Raw genomic sequence first — 23,136 nt, 5'->3', positions numbered from 1 at the left:
GGCACCGTGACCGTTCCCGCTCCGGCTGACGACGTCTACAAAGACGCCGGCACCGTCCAGGCTACGATCAAAACCGTCACCGGTGGCAGCTTCGAAAACCTGGTGACCAGCAACACGCCAGCCGTGACCAGCGTCACCGACACCATCGACACCACCACGGTGAAACTGACTGCAACCGGCACGGCGGCAGAAGGCGGCAGCGTCGTCTATACCGCGACCGTCGGCGCAGCCGTGACCGGCTCGCCTGTCGTCGTGACCTTGGCCAATGGTCAGCAGATCACCATCGACATCGGCAAAACCACCGGCACCGTGACCACCACCGCACCGAACGATGCGTTGACCGGTCATGCACCGCTGACCAATGCGATCACCAACGTAACAGGCGGCAACTACGAGAACCTCGTAGCCGACAAGACTCCGGTCAGCACCACCGTCACCGACACCATCGACACCACCAACCTGTCGCTCACTGCGACCGGCACCGTGGCCGAAGGTGGCCAGATCACCTACACCGCCACCTTGACCAACGCCGCTGGTTCTCCAGTGACCGTGACCCTGTCGAACGGCGCCGTGATCACCATCGAGGCCGGCAAAACCACCGGCACCGTGACCGTTCCTGCGCCAGCGGATGACGTCTACAAAGACGCCGGCAATGTGCAGGCCACGATCACCAATGCCACGGGCGGCAATTTCGAAAACCTGGTGACCAACAACACGCCAGCGGTGACCAGCGTCACCGATACCATCGACACCACCACCGTCAGCATCACCGGCAGCACCTCGGTGACCGAAGGCCAGACCGCCAGCTACACCGTCAGTCTGAACCACCCGGCGCAAACCGAAGTGACCCTGAAAATCGTCTACAGCGGCACCGCCGCCGACGGTTCGGACTTCACTGGCGTGTACACCGTGAAGATCCCGGCAGGCGCCAGCAGCGCGCAGTTCAACGTCGCCACCATCGATGACAAGATCACCGAAGGCACCGAGAACTTCGTGGTCAAGATCGACTCGGCTACCGGCGGCAACTTCGAGAACCTTGCGGTCAGCAGCACCAACGGCAGCGTCAGCACCTCGATCATCGACAACGACGCACCGCCGGTCATCGATCTGGATGCCAACAATTCCAGCGGCGCCACCGGTGCCGACTACAAGGTGACCTTCACCGAAAACACTCCGGGTGCCGGCGTGTCGATTGCCGATACCGATATCAAGATCACTGACCCGGACAGCACCATGCTGACTGGCGCGACCGTGGTGCTGACCAACCGTCAGGACGGCGATGCGCTGAATCTGGGCAACAGCGTCAACGGCATCACCATCAATGCCAACAGCACCAACGGCACCGTGACGCTGACCCTGTCGGGCAACGCGACGCTGGCCGACTACATGCAGGCGATCAAGAACATCAGCTTCACTAACAGCAGTGAAGATCCGAGCACCGTGCCGCGGATCATCACCGTGACCGTGACCGATGGCGGCAACTACTCCAACACCGCGACCACCACGGTCAACGTGGTGGCCGTCAATGACGCGCCAGTCGCTGCACCGGTCAACGTCACCGGCACCGAAGACACGCCGCTGATCCTCGGCTGGTCGACCTTCGGCGTTACCGACGTCGACAGCCCGGCCAGCAGCCTCGGCGTGAAAATCACTCAGCTGCCGGGTGAAGGCAAACTGCAGTACCTGGACGGTTCGACCTGGAAAGACGTCGCCAACAACCAGACCTTCAGCAAGGCTGACATCGACGCCGGCAAACTGCGCTTCCTGCCGGATGCCAACGAGTCGGGCGTGAACGGTTACGGCGGCAGCGGTCTGGGCAACAACCAGGCTGACTACGCACAGATCAAGTTCCAGCCAACCGACGGCCAACTGTTGGGCAACACCGGCACCGTGAAGATCGACATCACGCCAGTGGCGGATGCCCCGACCGTGAGCGTGGCCGACAACAGCGTGAAGTCCACCGGCCTGATCAAGGAAGTCTGGACCGGCCTGTCCGGCCTAGGCACCGACGGCAGCGGCGCAAACTCGACCACGCTGAAAAACGTGATCGACGGCGCCGGTACGCCAAACTCCAGCGGCACCGTGACCAACGTGCAGTCCGATGGCAGCGTGACCGCCGGTACCGCGTCGAAGACTTCCGGCCTGATCTATCTGGAAGCCGGCAAGACTTACACCTTCAGCGGCACGGGCGATGACAGCCTCCTGGTGACCATTGGCGGCAAGAACGTGGCCTCGACCACATGGGGCGCGGGTGGCAACCTCAACGGTTCGTTCACCCCGACCACCAGCGGCTACTACACCCTGGACATCTACCACCACAATCAGAGCGGCCCGGGCAGCTACGACGTCAACCTGTCGGTCAACGGCAGCACGCCGATCGACCTGAGCAACACCGGCGTACCGATCTACACCGGTGTGCAGGACTTGATCAATTCGGGCGTGACCGTCTCCGATCTGCACGGCACTAATGGCGAAGGCTATTACGACGGCTACAAACTCAACACCGGCGCCGAAGGCACCACAGTGAAACTGTCGGCAGTCACCACCGCGCTGACCGATACCGACGGCTCGGAAACCCTGAGCGTGAAGATCAGCGGCGCACCGGTCGGCTCGGTACTGAGCGACGGTGCAGGCCACAGCTTCACCGTCACCGCCACCAGCGGCGATGCCAACGTAACCGGCTGGAACCTCGGCAGCCTGACCGTGACACCACCGCCGTACTACAACGGTCAGTTCAACCTGACCGTGACCTCGACCTCCACCGAACAGGTGGGCGGCTCGGCCAGCAGCACCGCGACCATTCCGGTGACTGTGGTGCCGGCGGTTTACAACGCCGTGGTCGCCACTTCGGCTGACGACACGGTCGTCGGCACCGATGGCAATGACATCATCGTCGCCGACATCGGTGGCCTGACCGTCGTACCGGGCACCAACTACAACATCGCGTTCATGGTCGACAGCTCCGGCAGCATGAGCGCCTCGTCGATCAACGCGGCGAAGGACTCGCTGACGTCGGTGTTCAACACCCTCAAGCAGAGCCTGGGCGGCAGCAACTCGGGCACGGTGAACATCTTCCTGGTGGACTTCGATACCCAGGTCAACAAGTCGGTGTCGGTGAACCTCAACGACCCGAACGCGCTGACGCAGCTCAAAGCGGTGCTGGACTCGATGTCTTCCGGCGGCGGCACCAACTACGAGGACGTGTTCAAAACCACGGCCAACTGGTTCCAGAGTGCTGACGCGGTGGCCAACACCGGGGCGAAAAACCTCACGTATTTCATCACCGACGGCCAGCCAACCTATTACCAGAGCGGCGAGCAGACCAATCCGACGCTGTACGGCAACGTGAAGTTCGACAGCGTGGTAACGACCAGCAACTACAAGCTGGGCGACACCTTCAGCACCTATATCGACAACACGCATTACCTGAGCATCAACGCCAGCGGTTTTGCCCAGTTGCAGACCTACACGGCCCGTTATGGCTGGAGTACCACCAATCTGGGCACCGTTCACGCGCAGGGCGACGGCACTTACGAGTTGTCGAGTCTGGCCGGTAGCGGCAGCAGCACCACCTCGACCACCACCGACAACTCGACCAGCAGCTTCGCGCTGTTGAGCGGTCTGTCGAACGTCGAAGCCATCGGCATCAACAGTGGTGTCAGCCTCAACGACCTGAAACCGTACGACTCGGACAAGACGCCGCAAACCAACATCGATCCGAAGGACCTAGCCAACTCGATCATCGGCCACACCGAAGCAACGATGCCGGGCAACGACACCGTCAGCGGTGGCGACGGCAACGACATCCTGTTCGGCGATCTGGTGAGCTTCAACGGCATTGCCGGCGAGGGTTATCAGGCGATGCAGGCATTCGTTGCCCAGCAGACCGGCGTCGACGTCAGCAAAGTCACCACCAGCAATGTGCACCAGTACATCACCGAGCACTATCAGGCGTTCGATGTATCCGGCGCACATGACGGCAACGACACGCTGTTGGGTGGCGCGGGCAATGACATCCTGTTCGGCTCGGGCGGCAACGACCTGCTCGACGGCGGCAAAGGCAATGACATCCTGCTCGGCGGTACCGGCAACGACACGCTGATCGGCGGTCAGGGCAACGACATCCTGATCGGTGGCTCGGGTGCCGACACCTTCGTCTGGAAGGCGGGCGACACCGGCAACGATGTGATCAAGGACTTCAAGGCCAGTGAGGGCGACCGCATCGACCTGCGCGATCTGTTGCAGGGCGAGACCGGCAGCACCATCGACAACTTCCTGAAGATCACCACGGTCGATGGCGTGTCGTCGTTGCAAGTCAGCTCCGGCGGCAAGTTCAACTCCGGCGATGCCGCAGCCGCCACTCCGGACGTGACGATCAAACTGGAAGGCAACAACTGGTCGAGCGCCAACATTCACAACCTGATTGCCGGCAGCGACCCGACCATCAAGGTCGACCACAACAACAGCTGATCCGTGAACAAAACGGCCGCCCCATTGGGGCGGCCGTCACGTTTGCGCTGACCACCCCGGTGACGATTGCGTCACCGCACCGCATACTTGCGCGCAGTTGGCTATGCTGCTGACAGCATGACGCTGGTTCATTTCCGAGGGATGCTCAATGTTTTACGTGCAACGCGATGCGCAAGGTCTGTTGATTCGCGTGGAAGCCGCGGCCTACGCCGAGGCCACGGAAACGCTGCCGGCCGACAGCCATGAAATCCAGGCCTGGTTCGCCAACGAGGTCGTGGAAACCAGCCTCAAACAGCTCAAGCAGAGCGACTTTGAAATGATTCGGGTACTCGACGACCTGATTCAGGTGCTGACCCAGAAAGGCGTGATCCGCGTCACCGACCTGCCGCCGGCAGCCCAGGCCAAACTGATGGACCGGACCCAGGCGCGGGAAGCATTGGGCGGGTTGAGTCAGTTGATTGATGAGGATGAGGGCGGGTTGATCTGATCCAGTATCCTCGGTGACTGGACTGGCCCCTTCGCGAACAAGCCCGTTCCCACATTGGAATGCATTTCCAGTGTGGGAGCGGGCTTGCTCGCGAAGGCGGCATCATTGACGCCGCTGAATTGAAGGATCAGCTCCAGGGCTTGGGCTCACCAAACAACTGCCCCTGAACCCCATAAAGCCCCATCTCGCGAATCACCGACAACTCCCCTTCCGTCTCGACCCGCTCGGCAATCAGCGGCAGATCGATGCTGTGCGCCGCGCGCTGGATCGCTTCGATGAACAGGCGCTTGTCACTCTCCTGATCAATCGCGCGAATGTAGCTGCCGTCGATCTTCAGGTACGCCAGACCCAGCCGCGCCAGATTGCCGATCATGCTGAAGCGCCCGCCAAAACGTTGCAGGCTCAACGAGAAGCCCAGCTCACGCAGACGTCGGGTCAACTGCTCCAGCACCGCTTGTTCCGGCAATTGCTCCTCACCGATTTCCAGCGTCAGGCGTGGGCCAAAATTGGAATGCGTGCGCAGGATCTCGAAGACTTTGTTCAGCGCCTGCGGATCCGCCAGCGTCGCCGAGGACAGGTTGAGCGCCAGCGAATCTTCATGCTCTTTCATTTGTTCCAGTACGCGTTCGAGCATCAGGCGATCAAGCCGCGCAGTCCAGCCGAAACGCTCCAGCCACGGCAGGAAACGCCCGGCCGGAATGGTCTGGCCTTGCTCATCGAGCAGGCGCGACAGCACTTTGTAATGCAGTACCAGTTGCGTGTCCTGTGCGGCCACCACCGGCTGGAAATACAGTTCGAAACGCTGCTGACTCAAAGCCTGATCCAGCAGGCGATGCCACGCGTGGTGATCGTCGCCGACGTCCGCCGTCAGACTCTGATCGATACACGCCCAGTTCTGCTCGCCCTGCCCTTCGGCCTGCGCCAGCGCCTGATCGCCGAGGCTCAGGACAGACTGCGGTGAATCACCGTGAGTGAAGGGCGCCAGGCCAATCGACGCCACCGCCGCCACATCGGTTGCACCCGTGGCGTGCAAACTGCCCAGCGCGGCATCGAGGTTTTGCGCCAGTTGCAGCGCTTCCTCGCGCACCAGCCCCGGCGCCAGCACGGCGAATTCACCCCCGCGAATGCGGGTAACGAGGTTCTGGGTTTCCGGGTATTTGGCGCATTCGCGGGACAGCTGCTCGCCAACCGCTTTCAACAATTCGTCAGTGCGCTGACCGCCGAGCCGCTGGTTAAGCCCGGCCAGATCCTTGACCCGCAACAGCAGCAGGTAACCGGAGCTGGCCTGCTCGGCGTTGCTCACCCGATTGTTCAGTTGCATCTCGAAGTAACGTCGGTTGGCCAGCCCCGTCAGGTTGTCCTGATAGGACTCGGCACGCAGCTTTTCACTTCGCTCGGCCTGCTCTTGAAACAGTGCCTTGAGCTTTTCGACCATCTGGTTCATGGCCAGAACCACGCGCCGCAATTCCGGTGTGCGCGGCAGATCCGGCAGGCTGAGAAACTCGCGACGGGCGATGGCGTGGGATTGCTTGACCATGTAATCCAGCGGTTTCAACTGACGACGCAGCAACAGCGCGCCCAACACGGCGCTGACCGCCCCGCAGACCAGCAACCAGCCAAGACTGCCGAGCGCGCTCTGCCATAGCTTGGCCACGGCAAACATCGGGTGGCTGACCACCTCGACCCGCGCGGCCTGCTCCCAGCCACGGCTGACCAAAGCATCACCGCCGGCCGGCTCCAGGCCAATCAGGTTGACGAACCACTCCGGCACATTGCTCACCGCCGGAATACCGCTGCGCTCGACGATGGTCTTGTCGGTCTTCAGATCGACCACGCGGATGCTCGCGTAATAGCCGCTGTCGAAAATCGAACTGACCAGCAGCTCGACCATCGCCGGGTCGTCGATGTTCGGTGTCAGCGATAATGCCAGCGCCGTGGCGGCGTCCTGGGCGTGGGAGCGCAACTGGTTGACGTACTGGGTGCGCGAGCTCTCCAGACTGACCATGAAGCTGCCCGTGAAGGCAACCACCAGGAACAGACAGATAGCGATCAACAGCTGTTTGAACAAAGACATCTGAGCGCGTGCTCCTAGTTAGTCGTCTCGACCGGAAAACCTTCGGCCTGCATTTTCTTCAACACATCCTGCCAGCGCGACAGGCGTTTGGTGTCACCGACCTTTTTGTTGCCCTTGGCACCCGGCAGATACAACCCTTCGGCATTGAAAGAGTAGACCGGCAGCAAATCGGTTCGCTGCGAGGCCGGCTGAATCGGATCGATCAGGCTGTCGAGCACCAGCGGCATGGCATCGGGGGTGGCGTAGTAAGTCAGCACCATGTGCGCACGGTTCTGGCGCAGAGCCTTGACGTAAGTGATGCGCAGCTTGTCACTGGAAACCCCCAGATGACGCAGGCTGAAATACTTGGCGATCGCATAGTCTTCGCAGTCGCCGGCGCCCTTCCACAGCGCTTCGATCGGTGTTTCCCAGTAATCGACTTCGTGCCACAGGTCGATGTCTTCGACGTAGCGCACCTGTTTGTTGAAAAACAGGTTCACCACTTTGAGCTTTTCCATCTCGCTGACTTGTTTCTGCGTGGCCAGCAGGTTCTGCCAGGCATCGATCCGCTGTTGCCCGGCGCCCAGCGGCCCGTACAGTGCGGTAGCCTTGCGGCTGATCGCGGAAAAATCCCAATCGGCGTGCAGACCGCCCAGCATGAAGCCGGCCAGCAACAGTGCGCAGCCTAGCCAGCGCAACGTCCGGGGGATCGCGAAACGTACCGCCACAGCAGGTTTCCGGGGGGCAGGAAGGAAAGCGTTTGATGTTGAAGCTTAGCCCGTTAAAAAACAATGGCACCATGAGATCATCGCTGGCGCGCTAAACTTCAAATGTGACAGGGTTCTTCTACACGGTTTGACAACTTGTAGAGCAATCACTAGTGTCCTTTGGATCCAAATTCAGTCGACAGACAGGGTGCGTAGTCGTGACACAGAAGCCCAAACCGCTGCACAGCATCAAGGTTGACGGGCCGATTCCCGCTCACCTGGCTCGCTCGATCATTGAAGAAACCCTGCGCGCGGCGATCCTCGATGGTCGCCTGCCCTGTGGCACCGCTTTGCGTCAGCAAGATCTCGCCGATCTGTTTGGGGTCAGCCGCATGCCGGTGCGCGAAGCCTTGCGCCAGCTCGAAGCACAGGAGCTATTGAGCGTGACCGCGCACAAAGGTGCAGTGGTCGCGCCGTTGATTCAGGGGGATGCCACCGAAACCTACGAATTGCGCATCCTGCTCGAGACCGAAGCCATTCGCCAGTCCATCGCCCTGCTGACGCCGGCCGATCATGCACGCGCCGCCGGCTACATCGAAGAACTTGAAACCCAGCACGACTACACGGAAATCGGCCGTCTCAACCGCTTGTTCCACATGGCACTGTATTGCAAGGCGCCCAACCAGCGACTGTTGCGCCTGGTCGAAGACGGACTCAACGAAGAAGAACGCTTCCTGCGCTTCAACCTTGAGGCCATGGGCCTGGGCAAACTATCCCAGGACGACCACCGTGCCATGTTGCAGGCAGTGATCGAACGCGATGTCGAACACGCCGTTGCACTGCTCAAACAACACCTCAACCGCGGTGTCGAGGTCATCACCCGCTATCTCGCCAGCCCTGCGGCGCAAGGCCGCAAAGCCGTACGCTGAGCCTCCCGGCCACAGGCAGACCCGCGTGTCTGCCCGGCGAATAACCCGCTTACAAATCCTCCCGCTCGATCTGCCGCAAACACCGTGGCAGTTGCGCGTCTTCGCTCTAACCTCCCTGCGCCCGTCAGCCTGAAATTTGCACAGGTAATGATCAATCGGTCATAGCCGACTCGGCGATTTACCCGCACTCTTGATCCGCCAACCCCATAAAGAACGGGCGACGCGCCGCATCGACGGCCCAGTCCCCGCACCAGGAACCTACGGAAGGAGCCTTGTCACGGGAAAAAAGGAAGTACAGGCGCCGGTCACGGCCAACTTTCGTCCCTTTAAATCCATTAATTCTTTTTATTAGAAAGTTGCTTCGAGTGAGGCATTCACTCTTGTCGCCCGATTTTGGCATCTATTAGTCGAAAGGAGCAACTACGCCCAAATAAAACTCAACTTAAAAGTTTTATCGAAACTTCTCATACTTGAAAAACAGCAAACTTAAAATAATTGAAATTACACTTGTTAAATGCTTTCCCGGTGTATTAGTTTTTCTTCGCCGAGTTTGAATTTAATCCTTCAACTCGGCACATCGCCCAGCTCAGCCAGCGTAAACAGTGCACCGCGAGCATAAAGACGGCCGCTGGATATACGATCCACCTTACTTGTTTGATACCGAGGAAGCCTTCAATACCGAGAATAAATAAAACGTCAGGCCATTGATTGCGCCGTTAAACAGAGCTGTTCCAACTTATATCAATGATAAAGGACATCATGATGCCCACGAAGAACCAACTCGCCCTGAAAAAAGCCGAACTGAGTATCCACCCGATCTTCTCCGAGATCACTTCGCTGGCGGTTTTGCGACGATTCATGGAGACGCACGTATTCGCCGTCTGGGACTTCATGTCGCTGACCAAGCGCCTGCAACAGGAACTGACCTGCACCCATTTGCCGTGGCTGCCACCGCGCGATCCTCGCGCCGCCCGACTGATCAACGAAATCGTGCTTGGCGAAGAGTCGGATGATCGCCTGGCCGAAGGTCACTACAGCCACTTCGAGCTGTACCTGGATGCAATGCGGGAAATCGGGGCGAGCACCACGGCGGTGGAACGTTTTGTCGCGCTGCAACAGGAAGGCGTGAGCTACGACGTCGCGTTGCAAAGCGTTGATGTCGATCCGGCGGCGGCGCAGTTTGTTCGAGACACCTTGCGCACCGCCCTGCATGCGCCAGGTCACAGCGTGGCGGCGGCGTTTCTGCATGGTCGCGAGAGCGTGATCCCGACGATGTTCCAGCGCATCCTCGATGATTGGGGCATCGGGATCGAACAGGCGCCGACCTTCCGCTATTACCTGGAGCGACACATCGAGGTCGACTCCGAGGATCACGGCCCGGCGGCGGAGCAACTGCTAGAGCGTCTGGTCGATGGCGATCCGCAGCGCGAGGCCGAGGTTTACGCCAGCGCCATCGCCGCCGTGGAAAGCCGCATCGCCCTGTGGAACGGCCTGCGTCTGAGCATGCGCGAACCGTTGGCAGAGGTGGCCCAATGAACGCCGCCGACTATCAGTCCTTCGCCGATGCCTGGGAAAGCCGCGCCACCATCCGCACCCGCCCGCGTCGCGTACTCGAAGATGATGAACGGCTGATCTATCCGCTCAGTCGCCAGCCGCTGGTGCTCAGCGAAACGTTCCTGCGCGAATGCCCGCAGCAGCGCGATTTCGCTTTGGTGCAGACGTTGTACAAGTTCATCAACGACGTGGTGATTTTCGAGACGGAAATCGTCGACAAGACCGCGCGCAGCATCGCCAAAAACCGCTTCGCCGTGCCGTTTCCTTTTGCCTGCCGTTACGACGCGATGACCGTGGTGGTCGATGAGGATTACCACGCGCTGGTGGCCATGGATTTCATGCAGCAAACGGTGGCCATGACCGGCATCGAACCGATCCGGTTGCCCGACGAAATCGAACTGAGCCGGGCAATTCCCGCCGCTGTCGCGTTGGCACCGGAGCACCTGCGCAGCGCCGTTGAACTGATCTGCGTGGCCATCGCCGAGAACACCGTGACCGGCGACGTGGCGGCGTTCGCCCGGGACGACACGGTCAAGCCGTCGATCAAAGGCCTGATGGCCGACCACTTGCTCGACGAGGGTCGTCATTCGAGCTTCTGGGCGCGAATGGTGCGCATCTATTGGCACACCGCGAGCGATGCCGATCGCGAAGTCATCGCGCAGATTCTGCCGGTGTTCATCGGCCATTACCTGACCAATGACATTCAGAAAGCCTTCGACCTGCGCCTGATCGACGCCCTGCCGGTCAGTGAGGCCGCGCGACGTTCTCTGCGCGACGAAATCAGTGGTCTGGCCTTCCCGATCAACCGCCATCACCCGCTGGTGGGCAACATCATCAAGTTCTTCCACAACAGTTCGCTGCTCGACACGCCCTGCGTGCAGCACGCCCTGCGTGACTATCTGGTTTGAGGAGGCCGACATGAGACGTCTCGACATTTTACTGATGGGCGCCAGCCAGGCCATGACCGACCTGGCGCAAGAGCTGGAACAACACGGCCACACCTTGACGCGCAGCGGCGCTGCGCAATCGACGGTGGATTTGATCATCGACGAAGGCTTTATCGGCGCCGGTGATTTCTGCGCCATCCCACACCTGCATCTGCGCCTTGGCGTCGGTGCGCAGAGCCTTGCTGGCTTACCGTCACTCGACCTGCTGTGCTTCCTCGGCTCGTCATTGATCAGCCGCGTGCCGATTGCCGACGAACCGTCGGGCAACGGTCAGGCGCTGCGGCAACGCGTGCTGCCGCAGGTCGTGGACGAAGTGTCATTGCTGGTCAGTCGCTTTTCCCGTGACGCTGAATATTTTCAGCAGGCAACAGCGGTGTCGTCGCCGGATTGCGAACGGATGGAAAACCTGCAATTCCTCGACAGCCTGGCCTACTTCCACCGCTGCAACGCCACAGCGCATCCCGCGTTGCTGAAAAAGGCGCAGATTGCGCTGATCGAGCGCCTGCAACAGAGCCTGATCGAGCATGCCGAACGCCCGGCGCTGCACGTCGCCGAGCAGTCCATCAGTTACCACCAGTTGCACACCCACAGCCGCGCCATTCAACAGCGTTTGCAGGCACTGCTTGAGCAACATCCGCAACCGTGGGTAGTGGGTGTTTGCCTGCCGAAAAGTCCGGCGTTGTTCGCCTCGATTCTGGCGATTCTCGGCAGCGGCGCGGTCTACTTGCCGCTGGAACCCAGCCATCCGCTGCAGCGCCAGCAATACATTCTGCAGAACGCCGGGGCGCTATTGTTGCTGCACGATGGCGAGCATCCGCTCAGCGAGACCCTGCCGGGGCTGAATGTCAGCCAGATCGACGGGGCCGGCGCCGAACTCGACCAACCGCTGATGCGCCAGCGCCCTGATCTCGAGGCGCCGTGCATGGCGCTTTACACCTCGGGCACCACCGGGCATCCGAAGGGTGTGTTGCTCAGTCAGGCGAATCTTGCGCACTTCACCGCGTGGTACGCCGATTACGTGCGCTTGCGTGCCGAGAGCCGGGTCTTGCAGTTCTCATCGCTGAGCTTTGACTCGTCACTGATCGACATCTTTCCGACCCTGCTCAGCGGCGCCGAACTGGTGGTGCCGGACGACACGCAACGGCGTGACCCGCTGCAACTGATCGCGCTGATTCGCCGGCGGCAACTGACCCACGCGTTCCTGCCACCAGCCCTGTTGAGCATCCTGCCGCTGGAGCAATTGCAAGGTGTTGAAGTGATGACCGGCGGCGATGTGTGCGAGCCGTTCGTGATCGAACAACTGACACGACAAGGCACGCTGCATAACCTCTACGGCCCTACCGAAGCGACGGTGCTGATTACCGCGCGGCAGCTCAAACCCGGCGACAGCAACCGCAGCCTCGGCAGCCCGATTGCCAACAGCCAGGTGCTGATTCTCGACGACGATCTGCAACCCGTGGCCGAGCACACGGTGGGCGAACTGTTCATCGTCGGCCCCGGCGTCTGCCTCGGTTACCTGAACAATCCACAGCAGACCGCCGAGCGTTATCTGAGCCTGCAATTGCCGGACGGCCAAACATTGCGCGCGTACCGCAGCGGCGACATGGCCAGGTGGGGCGAGGACGGTATCGAACTGTGCGGGCGGCGCGACAATCAGGTGAAGATTCGCGGCTTCCGGGTCGAGCCGGAAGAGATCGAACGCTGCTTGCGCGAGAGCCAGTTGTATCGACAGATCGCCGTGGTCATCGACACTCAGCGGCGGATCCTGGCCTTCCTCGCGCAACCGCAATCAGAGGCCGCCCGCGAGGCACTGAAAGCCCATGCCCGGCAATTCTTGCCGGACTACATGCAACCGGCGGCCTGGACCGAACTGTCGAGCATGCCGTTCGCCAGCAACGGCAAGGTGGATCGCAAGGCGCTGCTGGAGTTTCCAGTGAGCGTGCAGGACAGCGGGCCCAAGAGCCTGCCGGCCAATGCCGACGAAGCGCTGTTGCTGGAGATCTGGGGCGAGTTATTGGAGCTGCCGGTCAGCGACATTTCCACCGACGAAAGCTTCTTCAATCTTGGCGGCCACTCGATCCTGCTCTCGCGAATGCTGTTGCGCTTGCGTGAGGAATTCGGCCGCAGCATTTCGATCAACCGGTTCATCGAACTGCCGACCATCATCAAGCTCGCCACGCTGGTGGGCGGCACTGACGACAGCGCGGTACTCAGCGCCCAGGCCATGGCCGATGCCGAACGGACGCTGGATATCGAGCCACTGCCGATCAGTCGCATGGGCGATGTGCACAAGGTCATCGTGACTGGCGCCAACAGTTTTGTCGGCGTGCACATCGTCGAGGCGCTGCTCGGTTGGGGGGCCAGCGAAGTGGCGTGTCTGGTGCGTGACGGTGGCGGGCAAACGGCGGCGCAACGCTTTGCTCAGGCACTGCGCGAGAACCGGCTCGAACATCTCGATCTGAGTCGGGTGCGTGTTTACGCGGCTGACATCTGTCGCCCGCAACTGGGCCTGACCGACACCGATTATCAACGGTTGGATCGCGAGTTCGGCGCGCTGGTGCACAACGCCGCCAACGTCAATCACGTACTCGATTACGAGTCGCTGGCAGCGGACAACGTCGAACCGATTTTCGAGCTGCTGCGCCTGTGCGAAGGGCGCAGCAAGAAGGTGTTCAATTTCGTCTCGACGCTCTCGGCCTCAAGCACGGTGGACGCCGAGGGTCGCGTGCTGGAATTGCCCGCTGCACCGACGCCACCGATCTACATCCGCAACGGCTATAACCTGTCGAAATGGGTTGGCGAACGCATCCTTGAACGGGCACGGGAGCGTGGGGTACGGGTCAACCTGTATCGGCCCGGCAACATCAGTTTCAACAGCCTGAGCGGCGTCTGTCAGCCGCACAAAAACCGTTTGATGCTGATGCTCAAGGGATCGATCCAGCTCGGTCAGGTGCCGGCCTTCGCGCTGAATTTTGACCTGATGCCGGTGGACTTTCTCGCCCGTTTCATCGCCTTCCACACCAGCCGTTATTCGGCCGAACGAGCGGTGTTCAATCTGCACAACCCCGAACCGCTGAGCTGGGACGCCTACGTCGCTTCGTTCCGCGAAACCGGCAGTGAGTTCTCGCTGGTCAGCGTCGCCGACTGGCAGCAGCAACTGGGGCGAGTCGACACCGACAACGCGCTGTTCGGCGTGCTCGGTTTCTACCTCAACGGCTTCGAAGAAGACATCGGCGACATCTCCCTGATCGGTCACGCCAACGCGCAAGCCGGCGTGCAGCAGATGGGCGCGCACTACCCGCAGAAATCCCCGGCGCTGTTGCGTCGCGGCTGCGACTACCTGAAAGAAATCAACTTCATCTGACTCAACAAAAAGGAGCAATACCATGAGCAAACTGCAACCGGACACCCTGATCAAAAACCCTCACGGCTGCCACGTCGTCTCCTCGGTGGAAGTGCCGGCGGACGCGGCGCAGGTCTGGGCGGTGGTCGGTAAATTCGACGGTTTCGACCGTTTCATTCCGGCGCTGTCGCACATCGAGATGACCGGCGAAGGCGTGTCTTCGCTGCGCAAAAAGTTCTTCAAGGATGGCAACGTGGTGGTCGAGCAACTGAACACCCGCGACGAGCAGGCGCGGAGCATGACCTGGACAACGATCTACAACACCCTGGGTGTGGCGAATCTGTGGGCAGCGATGAATGTGGAGTCGTTGGACGCGGGGAAATCCCGGGCAACGTGGACGATCATTGCCGAGCCGGCTTCAGGCGGCGAAGAGGCGTTGCCGGGGTTCAACGATTTTGTGCAGGGGTTTGCCGATGATGCGATGGGGAATGTGCTGAAGCTGTTTGTTTAAGGCTTCAGATTGGCGGTGATTGTTAAATCGCCTTCGCGAGCAAGCCCGCTCCCACAGGTTGATCGCATTCTCTCTCGAGGAACACGGTCAAAATGTGAGAGCGGGCTTGCTCGCGAAGGACGATAACGCGGTCTTCAATCTGAAAATCAGATCTTGAAGCTGTCGACCAACTGCTTCAGACGGTTAGCCTGTTGCGACAACGCATCGCAATCCTTCAACGTCTCGTTGAGGTTGGCGACGCTCTGCTGGTTCAACAGGTTGATCTGGTTGACGTCGACATTGAGCGTTTCCACCACCGCAGTCTGCTCTTCGGTCGCGGCTGCCACCGACTGGTTCATGCCGTCGATTTCGCCGATGCGCTGGGTCACGCTGACCAGACGCAGACCGGCCTGGTTGGCCACTTCAACGCTCTCTTCGCTGGACGCCTGACTGGCGTTCATGGTGGTCACCGCTTCGCGCGAACCGACCTGCAGCGAAGTGATCATCTTGTGGATCTCCTCCGCCGATTCCTGAGTGCGATGGGCAAGGTTACGCACCTCGTCCGCCACCACGGCAAAACCGCGACCCGCTTCACCGGCACGCGCCGCTTCGATCGCAGCGTTGAGCGCCAGCAGGTTGGTCTGCTGGGAAATGCCTTTGATCACATCGAGGATGTGGCCGATGTTGTCGGTGCTGGCGTTCAGGGTTTCGATCTGGGTGCAGGACAGGCTGATTTTCTGCGACAACTCGGTCATCGCCAGAATGGTTTGCTCAACCACCTGACGGCCGTCATCGGCCTGCTCGCTGGCGCCGCTGGCGTGCTGCGAGGCGTCGGCAGCGTTGCGGGCGATTTCCTGAGTGGCGGCGCCCAACTGATTGATCGCGGCAGCAACACTGTTGGTGCGCGCACTTTGCTCGTCGGAGCCGACGATGGAAGCGTTGGACGAGGCCATCACGCGTTGCGACAAGTCATGTACGTGACGGGTGGCCGAGGACACCTCGGAAATCGACGCGTGAATTCGCTCGACGAACTGGTTGAACGAGCTGCCCAGTTCAGCGAACTCATCTTTGCCTTCCACCACCAGACGACGGGTCAGGTCGCCTTCGCCCTGAGCGATGTCCTGCATCGCGCGCCCCATGGTGGTCAGCGGACGCATCAGTACGTTGATCAACAGGCTCAGCAACAGCGCAATGGCGCCAACCGCGACGAACATCGCGATCAATGCCGAGGTACGGAATTGGCTGAGTGCGGCGTAGGCTTTGTCGCGGTCAATCGACAGACCGATGTACCACTGAGCATTCGGCAGGTCGCTGACCGGGGTGAACGACAGAATGCGTTCCTGTCCATTGAGTACCACGTTCTGGTTGCCCTTCTCGATGCGCACGCTGGAGTTCGGGTAGATGTCTTTCAGGTTTTTCATGACCTGATCTTTGTCCGGGCTGACGATCACCTGACCGTCGGCGCTGACCAGGAATGCATGGCCCAGACCACCGAAGTCCACCGAGTTGATGATCTTCACCAGGGTTTCCAGACTCAGGTCACCACCGACCACGCCGAGCAGTTCACCGTTCTTCTTTACCGGCATGGCGATGGTCACCACCAGGCCACCGACGGCGGCCATGTAAGGCGGCGTCAGCATGGTTTTGTCGGCGGCGACGGCTTGCTTGTACCACGGGCGCTGACGCGGATCGTAACCGTCCGGCATCTTCGCGTCAGGACGCTGGGTGAAGACACCGTTGGCCTGGCCGACGTAAGTGAACTGGAAGTTCGAGGTGAAGGCCGGTTGATCCACCAGGCCCGGGAAGTCCGCGTCCTTGCCCTGGTGGGCAACGTTCTGCGCGAGGTTTTCCAGCACCAGGATCCGCCCGCTCATCCAGTTCTGCACGCTGCTGGCGGTCAGATCGCCGGCCTGTTGCACGGACGACTGCAGATTTTGGCGAATGGTATTTCGCTGCAAATAGTCGTTGTAAAGGGTGAATAAAGCGAAAGCCAGGACCACGACGCCCGAGGCGGCCAACAGGATTTTATGGCTGAACTTGAGATTCATTTCATGGGACTTCTTATGCAAAAGTGGGGATGCGTTCCGGGATGCAACATTCCATGTAGCTCCAAATTTCCAATAACTGGCAGGCAGCGTTCTGATGACTGCTCTACTTTGGTGCACGCATGTCTCACCAGTCTGTCGGCACGGTTCGGAGAAATCTTAGGGTTGCGTGGGAAATGGATGGCACTTACGCCAGATTCCCGCCGAACGGCACGCCAGAGCGTCGGCTGAACGGTTTTTTACGGGTGAGGTTCTAGCGGCGGTTGCAAATTCCGTAACCAGTCATGACAATGCGACTAATTATCATTTGTGACGTTCGGGCTGTCGCGTTCATGTCCTCACCTGAGTTTGCAGTACAGGCGCTTTACAGTAGTCATCACGGCTGGCTCAACGCCTGGCTGCGCGCGCGGCTGGGCAACGCCGCGGACGCGGCCGATCTGGCGCAGGATACGTTCGTGCGCCTGCTGCAACGCACCGAACGTCTCGAACTGAAAGCACCTCGTGCCTTCCTGCGCACCGTCGCCCGGGGTCTGGTGATCGACCATTGGCGTCGGGAAGAGATCGAACGCGCCTACCTGGAAACCATCGCTCATCTGTCGGAAGCACAAACACCCAGTGCCGAAGCGCGCGCGCTGGTGATCGAACTGCTGGAAAGCATCGCGCGCATGCTGGAAGGGCTGAAGCCAAAAGTGCGTCAGGCATTTCTTCTGGCGCAGTGCGAAGGGTTGACCCACAAGCAGATCGCCGAGCAAATGGGTTTGTCTCTGCGCTCGGTGGAACGCTATGTCGCCGATGCGCTTTATCACTGTTATGTGTTGCGGTACGAAAGCTGATGCCTGTGGATAACTTATCCCTCGGTCGTCGCGTCGACCCGCAGCCACTGGTCGTCAAACAGGCCATTCACTGGTTACTGCGCCTGCGCAACAACCACGGCAATTCGCGCCTGAACCGCCAATGCGAACAATGGCGCGCCGAACACCATGAGCATGAACTGGCATGGCAACGGGTGCAGTCACTGCAGGCCGAATTGACCAGTAACCTGCGCGCAGTGCCCGGGGCACATGTCGCGTTCAATACGCTGGAAAACAGTGCTCAGGGTTTGGGTCGACGCCAGGCGTTGAAGCTATTGTCGGGCGCGTTGTTGGTGGGCTCTGCCGCGTGGCTGGCCAAGGACACATCCGCCTGGCAACAGTGGAGTGCCGATTACGCCACGATCACCGGCGAGCGGCGTGGTTTCCAGTTGCCGGATGGCACGCGGATCGAACTCAACACCGCCAGCGCAGTGGATCTGGATTACACAGCACAACAGCGGCTGATCAAGCTGAAGCGTGGCGAAATCATCGTCACCTGTGGCGGCGCCGATGAAGGCGCATCGTTCGACCGGCCACTGTCTGTGCAAAGCCGTCACGGCGTTTTCGAACCGCAGAAGGCGCGCTTCATCCTGCGACAAGACAGCGATTGCACGCGGCTGAGCGTCACCAGCGGGCGTGTTGCCATTCACGCCGGCGGCACATCGACGCAAGCACTGGCCGGACAGAGCTATCTGATTGATCACCATCAGGTGCGTTCAGCGCCGTCGCCGGACATGGAGGTCGGCGCCTGGGTCGACGGTCTGATCGTGACGCGCAACATGCGCCTGGGCGACTTCCTCACGGAAGTCGCACGTTATCGTCAGGGGTTTCTGACGTGCGCGACGGAAGTGGCTGACTTGCGCCTGTCTGGTGTGTTCCGCCTGGAGGACACCGACAAGCTGCTGGCGGTTCTGCCGCAGACCTTACCGGTGCAACTGCGCTACCGCACTCGCTGGTGGGTAACGCTGGAACGTGTTGTCTGAAATTTTTTTGGCGGGTTTTCGCAGCGAGTCCGGCTTAGTCGATAAGCACTTCAACTCAAGCCTTCGCGACTTCCTACGGAACCCTGAAATGACTGTCCGCGCCACTTGTAAGAATCCTCTGAATTACGCTGCCGAATCCGGGCTACTGCGTCATGCCGTTCGTGCCGCGCTGCTGTCCACTGCGCTGGGCGTTGGCGTGTTGCCGGGCCTGAGCCTGGCGGCCGACAACGCTGCCAGCTCAGCCAGCCATCGCTACAAAATTGCCGCCGGGCCGCTGGGCGAAGCGCTGAATCAGTTTGCGCGCCAGGCGGGCATTACGTTGTCGATGACACCGCAGCAGACTCAGGGCCGGCAATCCCCCGGCGTGCAGGGCGATTATTCAACCGATCAAGCTTTGAGCCATTTGCTCGGCGGCTCGGGTCTGGAAGCAGTCAGTCAGGATGGCAGCAGTTATGTACTGCGTGCCGTAGCCGAAACCGAAGCGCTGGCCCTGCCAACCACCGACATCAAAGGCTTCGCACTCGGTAACGCGCTGGGCAGCATGGACGGCTACAACGCGACTCATAGCCAGATCGCCACCAAAACCAGTACCGCCCTGCTCGAAACCTCGCAAAGCGTGTCTGTGGTCACGCGTGAACAAATGGACGACCAGGGTTCGCAAACGGTCTCGCAGGCGATGCGCTACACCCCCGGCGTGCTGACCAACCCCTACGGCGCCACGCACCGTTATGACTATGTGGCGATGCGCGGTTTCAATGACGGCTCGGTGGATAACATCTACCTCGACGGCCTCAAGTCGATGGGCGACAGCGGCACCTACAGCACCATGCAGGTCGACCCGTATTTCCTCGAGCGCGTGGACATTCTCAAGGGCCCGTCGTCGGTTTTGTATGGGCGCAGCTCGCCAGGCGGCCTGGTGGCGCTGACCAGCAAGAAACCGTTGTATGAGGCTTATCACCAAGTGCAAGCCACGGTTGGCACACAGGGTCAGCGCGGCGTCGGTTTTGACTTCAGCGGCCCAGTCGATGACGACAAGCGCATTGCCTATCGTCTGATCGGGTTAACGGATCAATCCGACACGCAATTCGACCACAACAAGGAAAAACGCTTTGCCCTCGCCCCGACTGTCAGTATCGATTTCAGCGAAGACACTTCGCTGACATTGCAGGCTTATCTGCAGCACGATCCGGATGGCGGTTACCACGGTGGGGTGCCGGCGGATGGCACGATTCATCAGCGCAATGGCGAGCGGATCTCGCCACACTTCTTCGAGGGCGAACCGGGGATTGATGGCTACTCCCGCGATCAGCAGTCGTTTGGCTATCAGTTCGAGCATCGCTTCAATGACGTCTTCACGGCGCGTCAGAATTTCCGCTACCTCGACTCGAAAGTGAACATGGATCAAGTCTACGCCTATGGCTGGACCACGCCGACCAGCAATGAGCTGAATCGCTACTACACCGGCGGTGACGAGCGACTGCATGCTTTCATTGTCGATAACATGCTCCAGGCTGAATTTTTCACCGGCGCGACCAAGCACACGGTGCTGATGGGTGCGGACTATCAGCGACGCAAGACCGTGGTTGACTGGACCAGCGGTGGCCTGGCGCCGATCAATGCGTTCAACCCGGTGTACGGCAATTCGGCCATCGATATGTACGGCGAGACCAGTTACCTGCGGCGTCTTGAGCAGACCGGGGTTTATCTGCAAGACCTGATCGAAATGGATCAGTGGCGCTTCTCGCTGGGCCTGCGTCAGGACTGGGTCGAGACCTCCGACGAGAACCGCATCGCCGAAGCCGGGCGTCCGCTGGGAACCGAGATCAACGACAAGCGCACCAAACTGACCGGCCGTGCGGGCGCGCTGTACCTGTTCGATAACGGTCTGGCGCCTTACATCAGCTACTCCGAATCGTTTAACCCGAACTCCTACGCCGACAGTAATGGCACTCCATTGGCACCGACCGATGGCACGCAGTGGGAAGTCGGTTTGAAGTATCAGCCACCGGGCACTGACAACCTGTTCACCGCCTCGCTGTTCCGCATCGATCAGGAAAACCTTGCAACCAAGCTGCCGCAGGAAAACTTCTATAGGGCTGTAGGTGCCGTCCGCTCTCAGGGCCTGGAGCTGGAAGCGCACATGCAACTGACCGATAACCTGAAAGTGCTCGGCAGCTACACGTTTACTGACATCGAATATTCGAAGTCGATGGTCAGCACCTTGAGTACTCCGACCAACGTAATCGAGAACAAGGGTAACTCGCCGACCCAAGCACCGCGGCACATGGCGTCGTTGTGGGCGGACTACAAGTTCGACAGCGCGGCGCTCGACGGTCTGCGTCTGGGCGGCGGCGTACGCTACGTCGGTTACAGCTGGGCAGATGCGGAGAACACCCTGAAGGTGCCGTCGTACACGTTGTTCGATGCTTCGATTGGCTATGACCTGGGCAAAGTCGGCTTGAAGGGCGTTGACGTACGCCTGAACGCGAACAATCTGACCAATGAGTCTTACGTGGCTTCCTGCGCCAGTCTGAACTTCTGTTACATGGGCGAAGAGCGCAACGTCGCTGCCACGGTCAGTTACCAGTTCTAAGTCTTTGTCCTGTGCATAAAAAAGCCAGCCCCTGAAGTTCAGGGGCTGGCTTTGTCGTCTCTATGGGGAATTTTTCGTGCGTGCATTTCTGGTTTTGCTGCATCGCTATATCGGGTTGGCCACAGCAGTGTTTCTGCTGTTGGCCGGGATCACCGGGAGCATCCTTGCGTTCAATCATGAGCTGGATGAATGGCTGAATCCGCAGTTTTATACCGCGTCTGCCGAGGGTGAGCGACTGGCACCGGGAGCGCTGGTCGATGCGGTGCAGACGGCTCACCCGAAACTGCAGGTCTGGTACATGGAGTATCCGAATGAAGTAGGGCATACGTCGTTGCTGGCAGCGGTTCCACGCAATGATCCGGTGACCGGCAAGCCGTTCGATGAGCGTAATCAGGTGTTCTATCTGGACCCGGTCAGTGCTGAACAGAAAGGGCAGCGTTACTGGGGAGAGTGCTGTTTTGCCCGAGAGAACTTTGTCCCGTTCATTCTCGAATTCCACTACAACCTGACGTTGCCTGGTAACTGGGGGTTGTTGTTGATGGGGTTAGTCGCCATTGCTTGGGTAATCGATTGTTTTGTGGCGTTGTGGCTGACATTGCCGCGTGGAAAGCCGTTCTGGAAGAAGTGGTCGACCGCCTGGAAGGTAAAGGGCGGGCATGCTTATCGACTTAACTTTGATCTGCACCGCGCCGGGGGACTGTGGCTTTGGTTGTTATTGCTGCCGATCGCAATCAGCAGCGTGGCCATGAACTTGCCAAGCCAAGTGTTCAAGCCTGCGGTGTCGTTGTTTTCACCCATTGAACCGAGCGTCTATGAGGCCCGAGGACAAATGCCTCCCGACGCATTGGGAGTAACGCAATTGAGTTATCAACAGGCCTACGAAAGGGCATTGCAAGAGGGAAAACGGTTGGGGCTGACAGCGGCAATCGGCGAGGTGTATTACAGCTTTGAGTACAACTTCTACGGCGCAGGATTTGGACAGCACGATACTGACGCTCATGGAAAATCCTGGTTGTTCTTTCATGGCACAGACGGGCGATTGTTAGGAAAGGAGATTGCAGGAGAAGGGACGTTGGGAGAGCAGTTCTATCGATTACAACTGCCGATACATGGGGGACGGATCATTGGAGTCACAGGGCAAGTGATGATCGCGGTATTAGGTGTCTTGATTGCGGGACTGTCCGGGACTGGCGTCTACATCTGGTGGCGCAAATGGCAGGCACGCCGTATCAGCAAGGCTCGTAGAGCGGTTTGACTTCTGGTTTGGTAAGCCCTGAAACGAGAAAACCCCTGTCTGCGTTAGCAGACAGGGGTCTCGGAATTCAATCTTGACGATGACCTACTCTCACATGGGGAAACCCCACACTACCATCGGCGATGCATCGTTTCACTTCTGAGTTCGGGATGGGATCAGGTGGTTCCAACGCTCTATGGTCGTCAAGAAATTCTGTATCTGGCCCGTCAACACGGTAACAAGCCAGCAAAAATGGGTACTTCTACTAAAACAAAACCCCAACTGCTTTCGCAATTGGGGTTTCGGAATTTAATCTTGACGATGACCTACTCTCACATGGGGAAACCCCACACTACCATCGGCGATGCATCGTTTCACTTCTGAGTTCGGGATGGGATCAGGTGGTTCCAACGCTCTATGGTCGTCAAGAAATTCGGGTACTGAGTCGTG

13 protein-coding genes, 2 rRNA genes and 1 pseudogene are annotated in these 23,136 nt (G+C 59.7%); 11 read left to right on the top strand and 5 right to left on the bottom strand.

All coding sequences use genetic code 11. The features are described from left to right. Positions 1–4,470: pseudogene (locus tag F2P67_RS26540) on the top strand (LapA family giant adhesin); the annotation flags it as partial. 148 nt (positions 4,471–4,618) lie between these two features. Next, positions 4,619–4,957 (top strand): hypothetical protein, encoded by a 339-nt coding sequence (locus F2P67_RS26535; protein ID WP_007918987.1) that lies wholly within the window; start codon positions 4,619–4,621, stop codon positions 4,955–4,957. A 127-nt stretch (positions 4,958–5,084) separates the two neighbouring features. Here F2P67_RS26535 and lapD read toward each other — a convergent pair whose 3' ends face one another. After that, positions 5,085–7,031 (bottom strand): cyclic di-GMP receptor LapD, encoded by a 1,947-nt coding sequence (lapD, locus tag F2P67_RS26530; RefSeq protein WP_166225954.1) that lies wholly within the window; start codon positions 7,029–7,031, stop codon positions 5,085–5,087. Positions 7,032–7,045: 14 nt separating this feature from the next. Further along, complete coding sequence (lapG, locus tag F2P67_RS26525; RefSeq protein WP_166225951.1) at positions 7,046–7,738, bottom strand: cysteine protease LapG; 693 nt, start codon at positions 7,736–7,738, stop codon at positions 7,046–7,048. A gap of 197 nt (positions 7,739–7,935) precedes the next feature. On the opposite strand from lapG, the gene F2P67_RS26520 reads away from it, so the two are divergent. The 5 genes from F2P67_RS26520 to F2P67_RS26500 all read left to right on the top strand — a co-directional run bounded on the left by F2P67_RS26520 (position 7,936) and on the right by F2P67_RS26500 (position 15,001). Beyond that, entirely contained in the window at positions 7,936–8,646 is a 711-nt protein-coding gene (locus tag F2P67_RS26520; RefSeq protein WP_166225948.1) for an FCD domain-containing protein, read from the top strand. Between the two features lie 759 nt (positions 8,647–9,405). Continuing rightward, positions 9,406–10,182 (top strand): DUF3050 domain-containing protein, encoded by a 777-nt coding sequence (locus F2P67_RS26515; RefSeq protein WP_166225945.1) that lies wholly within the window; start codon positions 9,406–9,408, stop codon positions 10,180–10,182. Then, a complete protein-coding gene (locus F2P67_RS26510; RefSeq protein WP_166225942.1) occupies positions 10,179–11,108 on the top strand; it encodes a diiron oxygenase in 930 nt (309 codons plus the stop codon). Before F2P67_RS26515 ends, F2P67_RS26510 begins: the two co-directional genes overlap by 4 nt. A 10-nt stretch (positions 11,109–11,118) precedes the next feature. Continuing rightward, the gene (locus F2P67_RS26505; protein WP_166225939.1) at positions 11,119–14,511 is read left to right on the top strand and encodes a non-ribosomal peptide synthetase; all 3,393 of its coding nucleotides are present in this window, start codon (positions 11,119–11,121) and stop codon (positions 14,509–14,511) included. A 22-nt stretch (positions 14,512–14,533) separates the two neighbouring features. After that, positions 14,534–15,001, top strand: a complete 468-nt coding sequence (locus F2P67_RS26500) for an SRPBCC family protein (protein ID WP_166225936.1) — start codon at positions 14,534–14,536, stop codon at positions 14,999–15,001. Between the two features lie 146 nt (positions 15,002–15,147). On the opposite strand, the gene F2P67_RS26495 is transcribed toward F2P67_RS26500, so the two are convergent. Then, positions 15,148–17,028: a methyl-accepting chemotaxis protein gene (locus tag F2P67_RS26495; RefSeq protein WP_166225933.1), complete on the bottom strand. Its 1,881-nt coding sequence runs from the start codon at positions 17,026–17,028 to the stop codon at positions 15,148–15,150. A gap of 329 nt (positions 17,029–17,357) precedes the next feature. On the opposite strand from F2P67_RS26495, the gene F2P67_RS26490 reads away from it, so the two are divergent. The 4 genes from F2P67_RS26490 (at position 17,358) to F2P67_RS26475 (ending at position 22,707) form a co-directional block, all read left to right on the top strand. Beyond that, a complete protein-coding gene (locus F2P67_RS26490; RefSeq protein WP_166225930.1) occupies positions 17,358–17,858 on the top strand; it encodes a sigma-70 family RNA polymerase sigma factor in 501 nt (166 codons plus the stop codon). Further along, positions 17,858–18,859 carry a FecR domain-containing protein gene (locus F2P67_RS26485; RefSeq protein WP_166225927.1) on the top strand — a complete coding sequence of 334 codons (1,002 nt, stop codon included), beginning with the start codon at positions 17,858–17,860 and terminating at the stop codon, positions 18,857–18,859. The genes F2P67_RS26490 and F2P67_RS26485 overlap by 1 nt, the downstream gene beginning before the upstream one ends. Before the next feature lie 88 nt (positions 18,860–18,947). Further along, positions 18,948–21,452 (top strand): TonB-dependent siderophore receptor, encoded by a 2,505-nt coding sequence (locus F2P67_RS26480; RefSeq protein ID WP_166225924.1) that lies wholly within the window; start codon positions 18,948–18,950, stop codon positions 21,450–21,452. Positions 21,453–21,528: 76 nt separating this feature from the next. Further along, the gene (locus tag F2P67_RS26475) at positions 21,529–22,707 is read left to right on the top strand and encodes a PepSY domain-containing protein (RefSeq protein WP_166225921.1); all 1,179 of its coding nucleotides are present in this window, start codon (positions 21,529–21,531) and stop codon (positions 22,705–22,707) included. Between the two features lie 71 nt (positions 22,708–22,778). Here F2P67_RS26475 and rrf (F2P67_RS26470) read toward each other — a convergent pair. After that, positions 22,779–22,894, bottom strand: a 5S ribosomal RNA gene (gene rrf, locus F2P67_RS26470). Between the two features lie 105 nt (positions 22,895–22,999). Then, positions 23,000–23,115 (bottom strand): 5S ribosomal RNA (rrf, locus tag F2P67_RS26465). Positions 23,116–23,136: the final 21 nt, after the last annotated feature.

The sequence above is a fragment of the Pseudomonas atagonensis genome (genome assembly GCF_011369485.1).
GTDB classification, from domain to species: Bacteria; Pseudomonadota; Gammaproteobacteria; order Pseudomonadales; family Pseudomonadaceae; genus Aquipseudomonas; species Aquipseudomonas atagonensis.
Note: the sequence above shows the minus strand (reverse complement) of the source record. Positions and strands in the feature narration are given on the sequence as shown.

Bases quoted from the DNA above. Each gene is read 5' to 3' on its own strand.
- F2P67_RS26535 (WP_007918987.1), top strand. From the start codon at position 4,619: ATGTTTTACGTGCAACGCGATGCGCAAGGTCTGTTGATTCGCGTGGAA.
- lapD (WP_166225954.1), bottom strand. From the start codon at position 7,031: ATGTCTTTGTTCAAACAGCTGTTGATCGCTATCTGTCTGTTCCTGGTG.
- F2P67_RS26515 (WP_166225945.1), top strand. From the start codon at position 9,406: ATGATGCCCACGAAGAACCAACTCGCCCTGAAAAAAGCCGAACTGAGT.
- F2P67_RS26510 (WP_166225942.1), top strand. From the start codon at position 10,179: ATGAACGCCGCCGACTATCAGTCCTTCGCCGATGCCTGGGAAAGCCGC.
- F2P67_RS26505 (WP_166225939.1), top strand. From the start codon at position 11,119: ATGAGACGTCTCGACATTTTACTGATGGGCGCCAGCCAGGCCATGACC.
- F2P67_RS26500 (WP_166225936.1), top strand. From the start codon at position 14,534: ATGAGCAAACTGCAACCGGACACCCTGATCAAAAACCCTCACGGCTGC.
- F2P67_RS26495 (WP_166225933.1), bottom strand. From the start codon at position 17,028: ATGAATCTCAAGTTCAGCCATAAAATCCTGTTGGCCGCCTCGGGCGTC.
- F2P67_RS26490 (WP_166225930.1), top strand. From the start codon at position 17,358: ATGTCCTCACCTGAGTTTGCAGTACAGGCGCTTTACAGTAGTCATCAC.
- F2P67_RS26485 (WP_166225927.1), top strand. From the start codon at position 17,858: ATGCCTGTGGATAACTTATCCCTCGGTCGTCGCGTCGACCCGCAGCCA.
- F2P67_RS26480 (WP_166225924.1), top strand. From the start codon at position 18,948: ATGACTGTCCGCGCCACTTGTAAGAATCCTCTGAATTACGCTGCCGAA.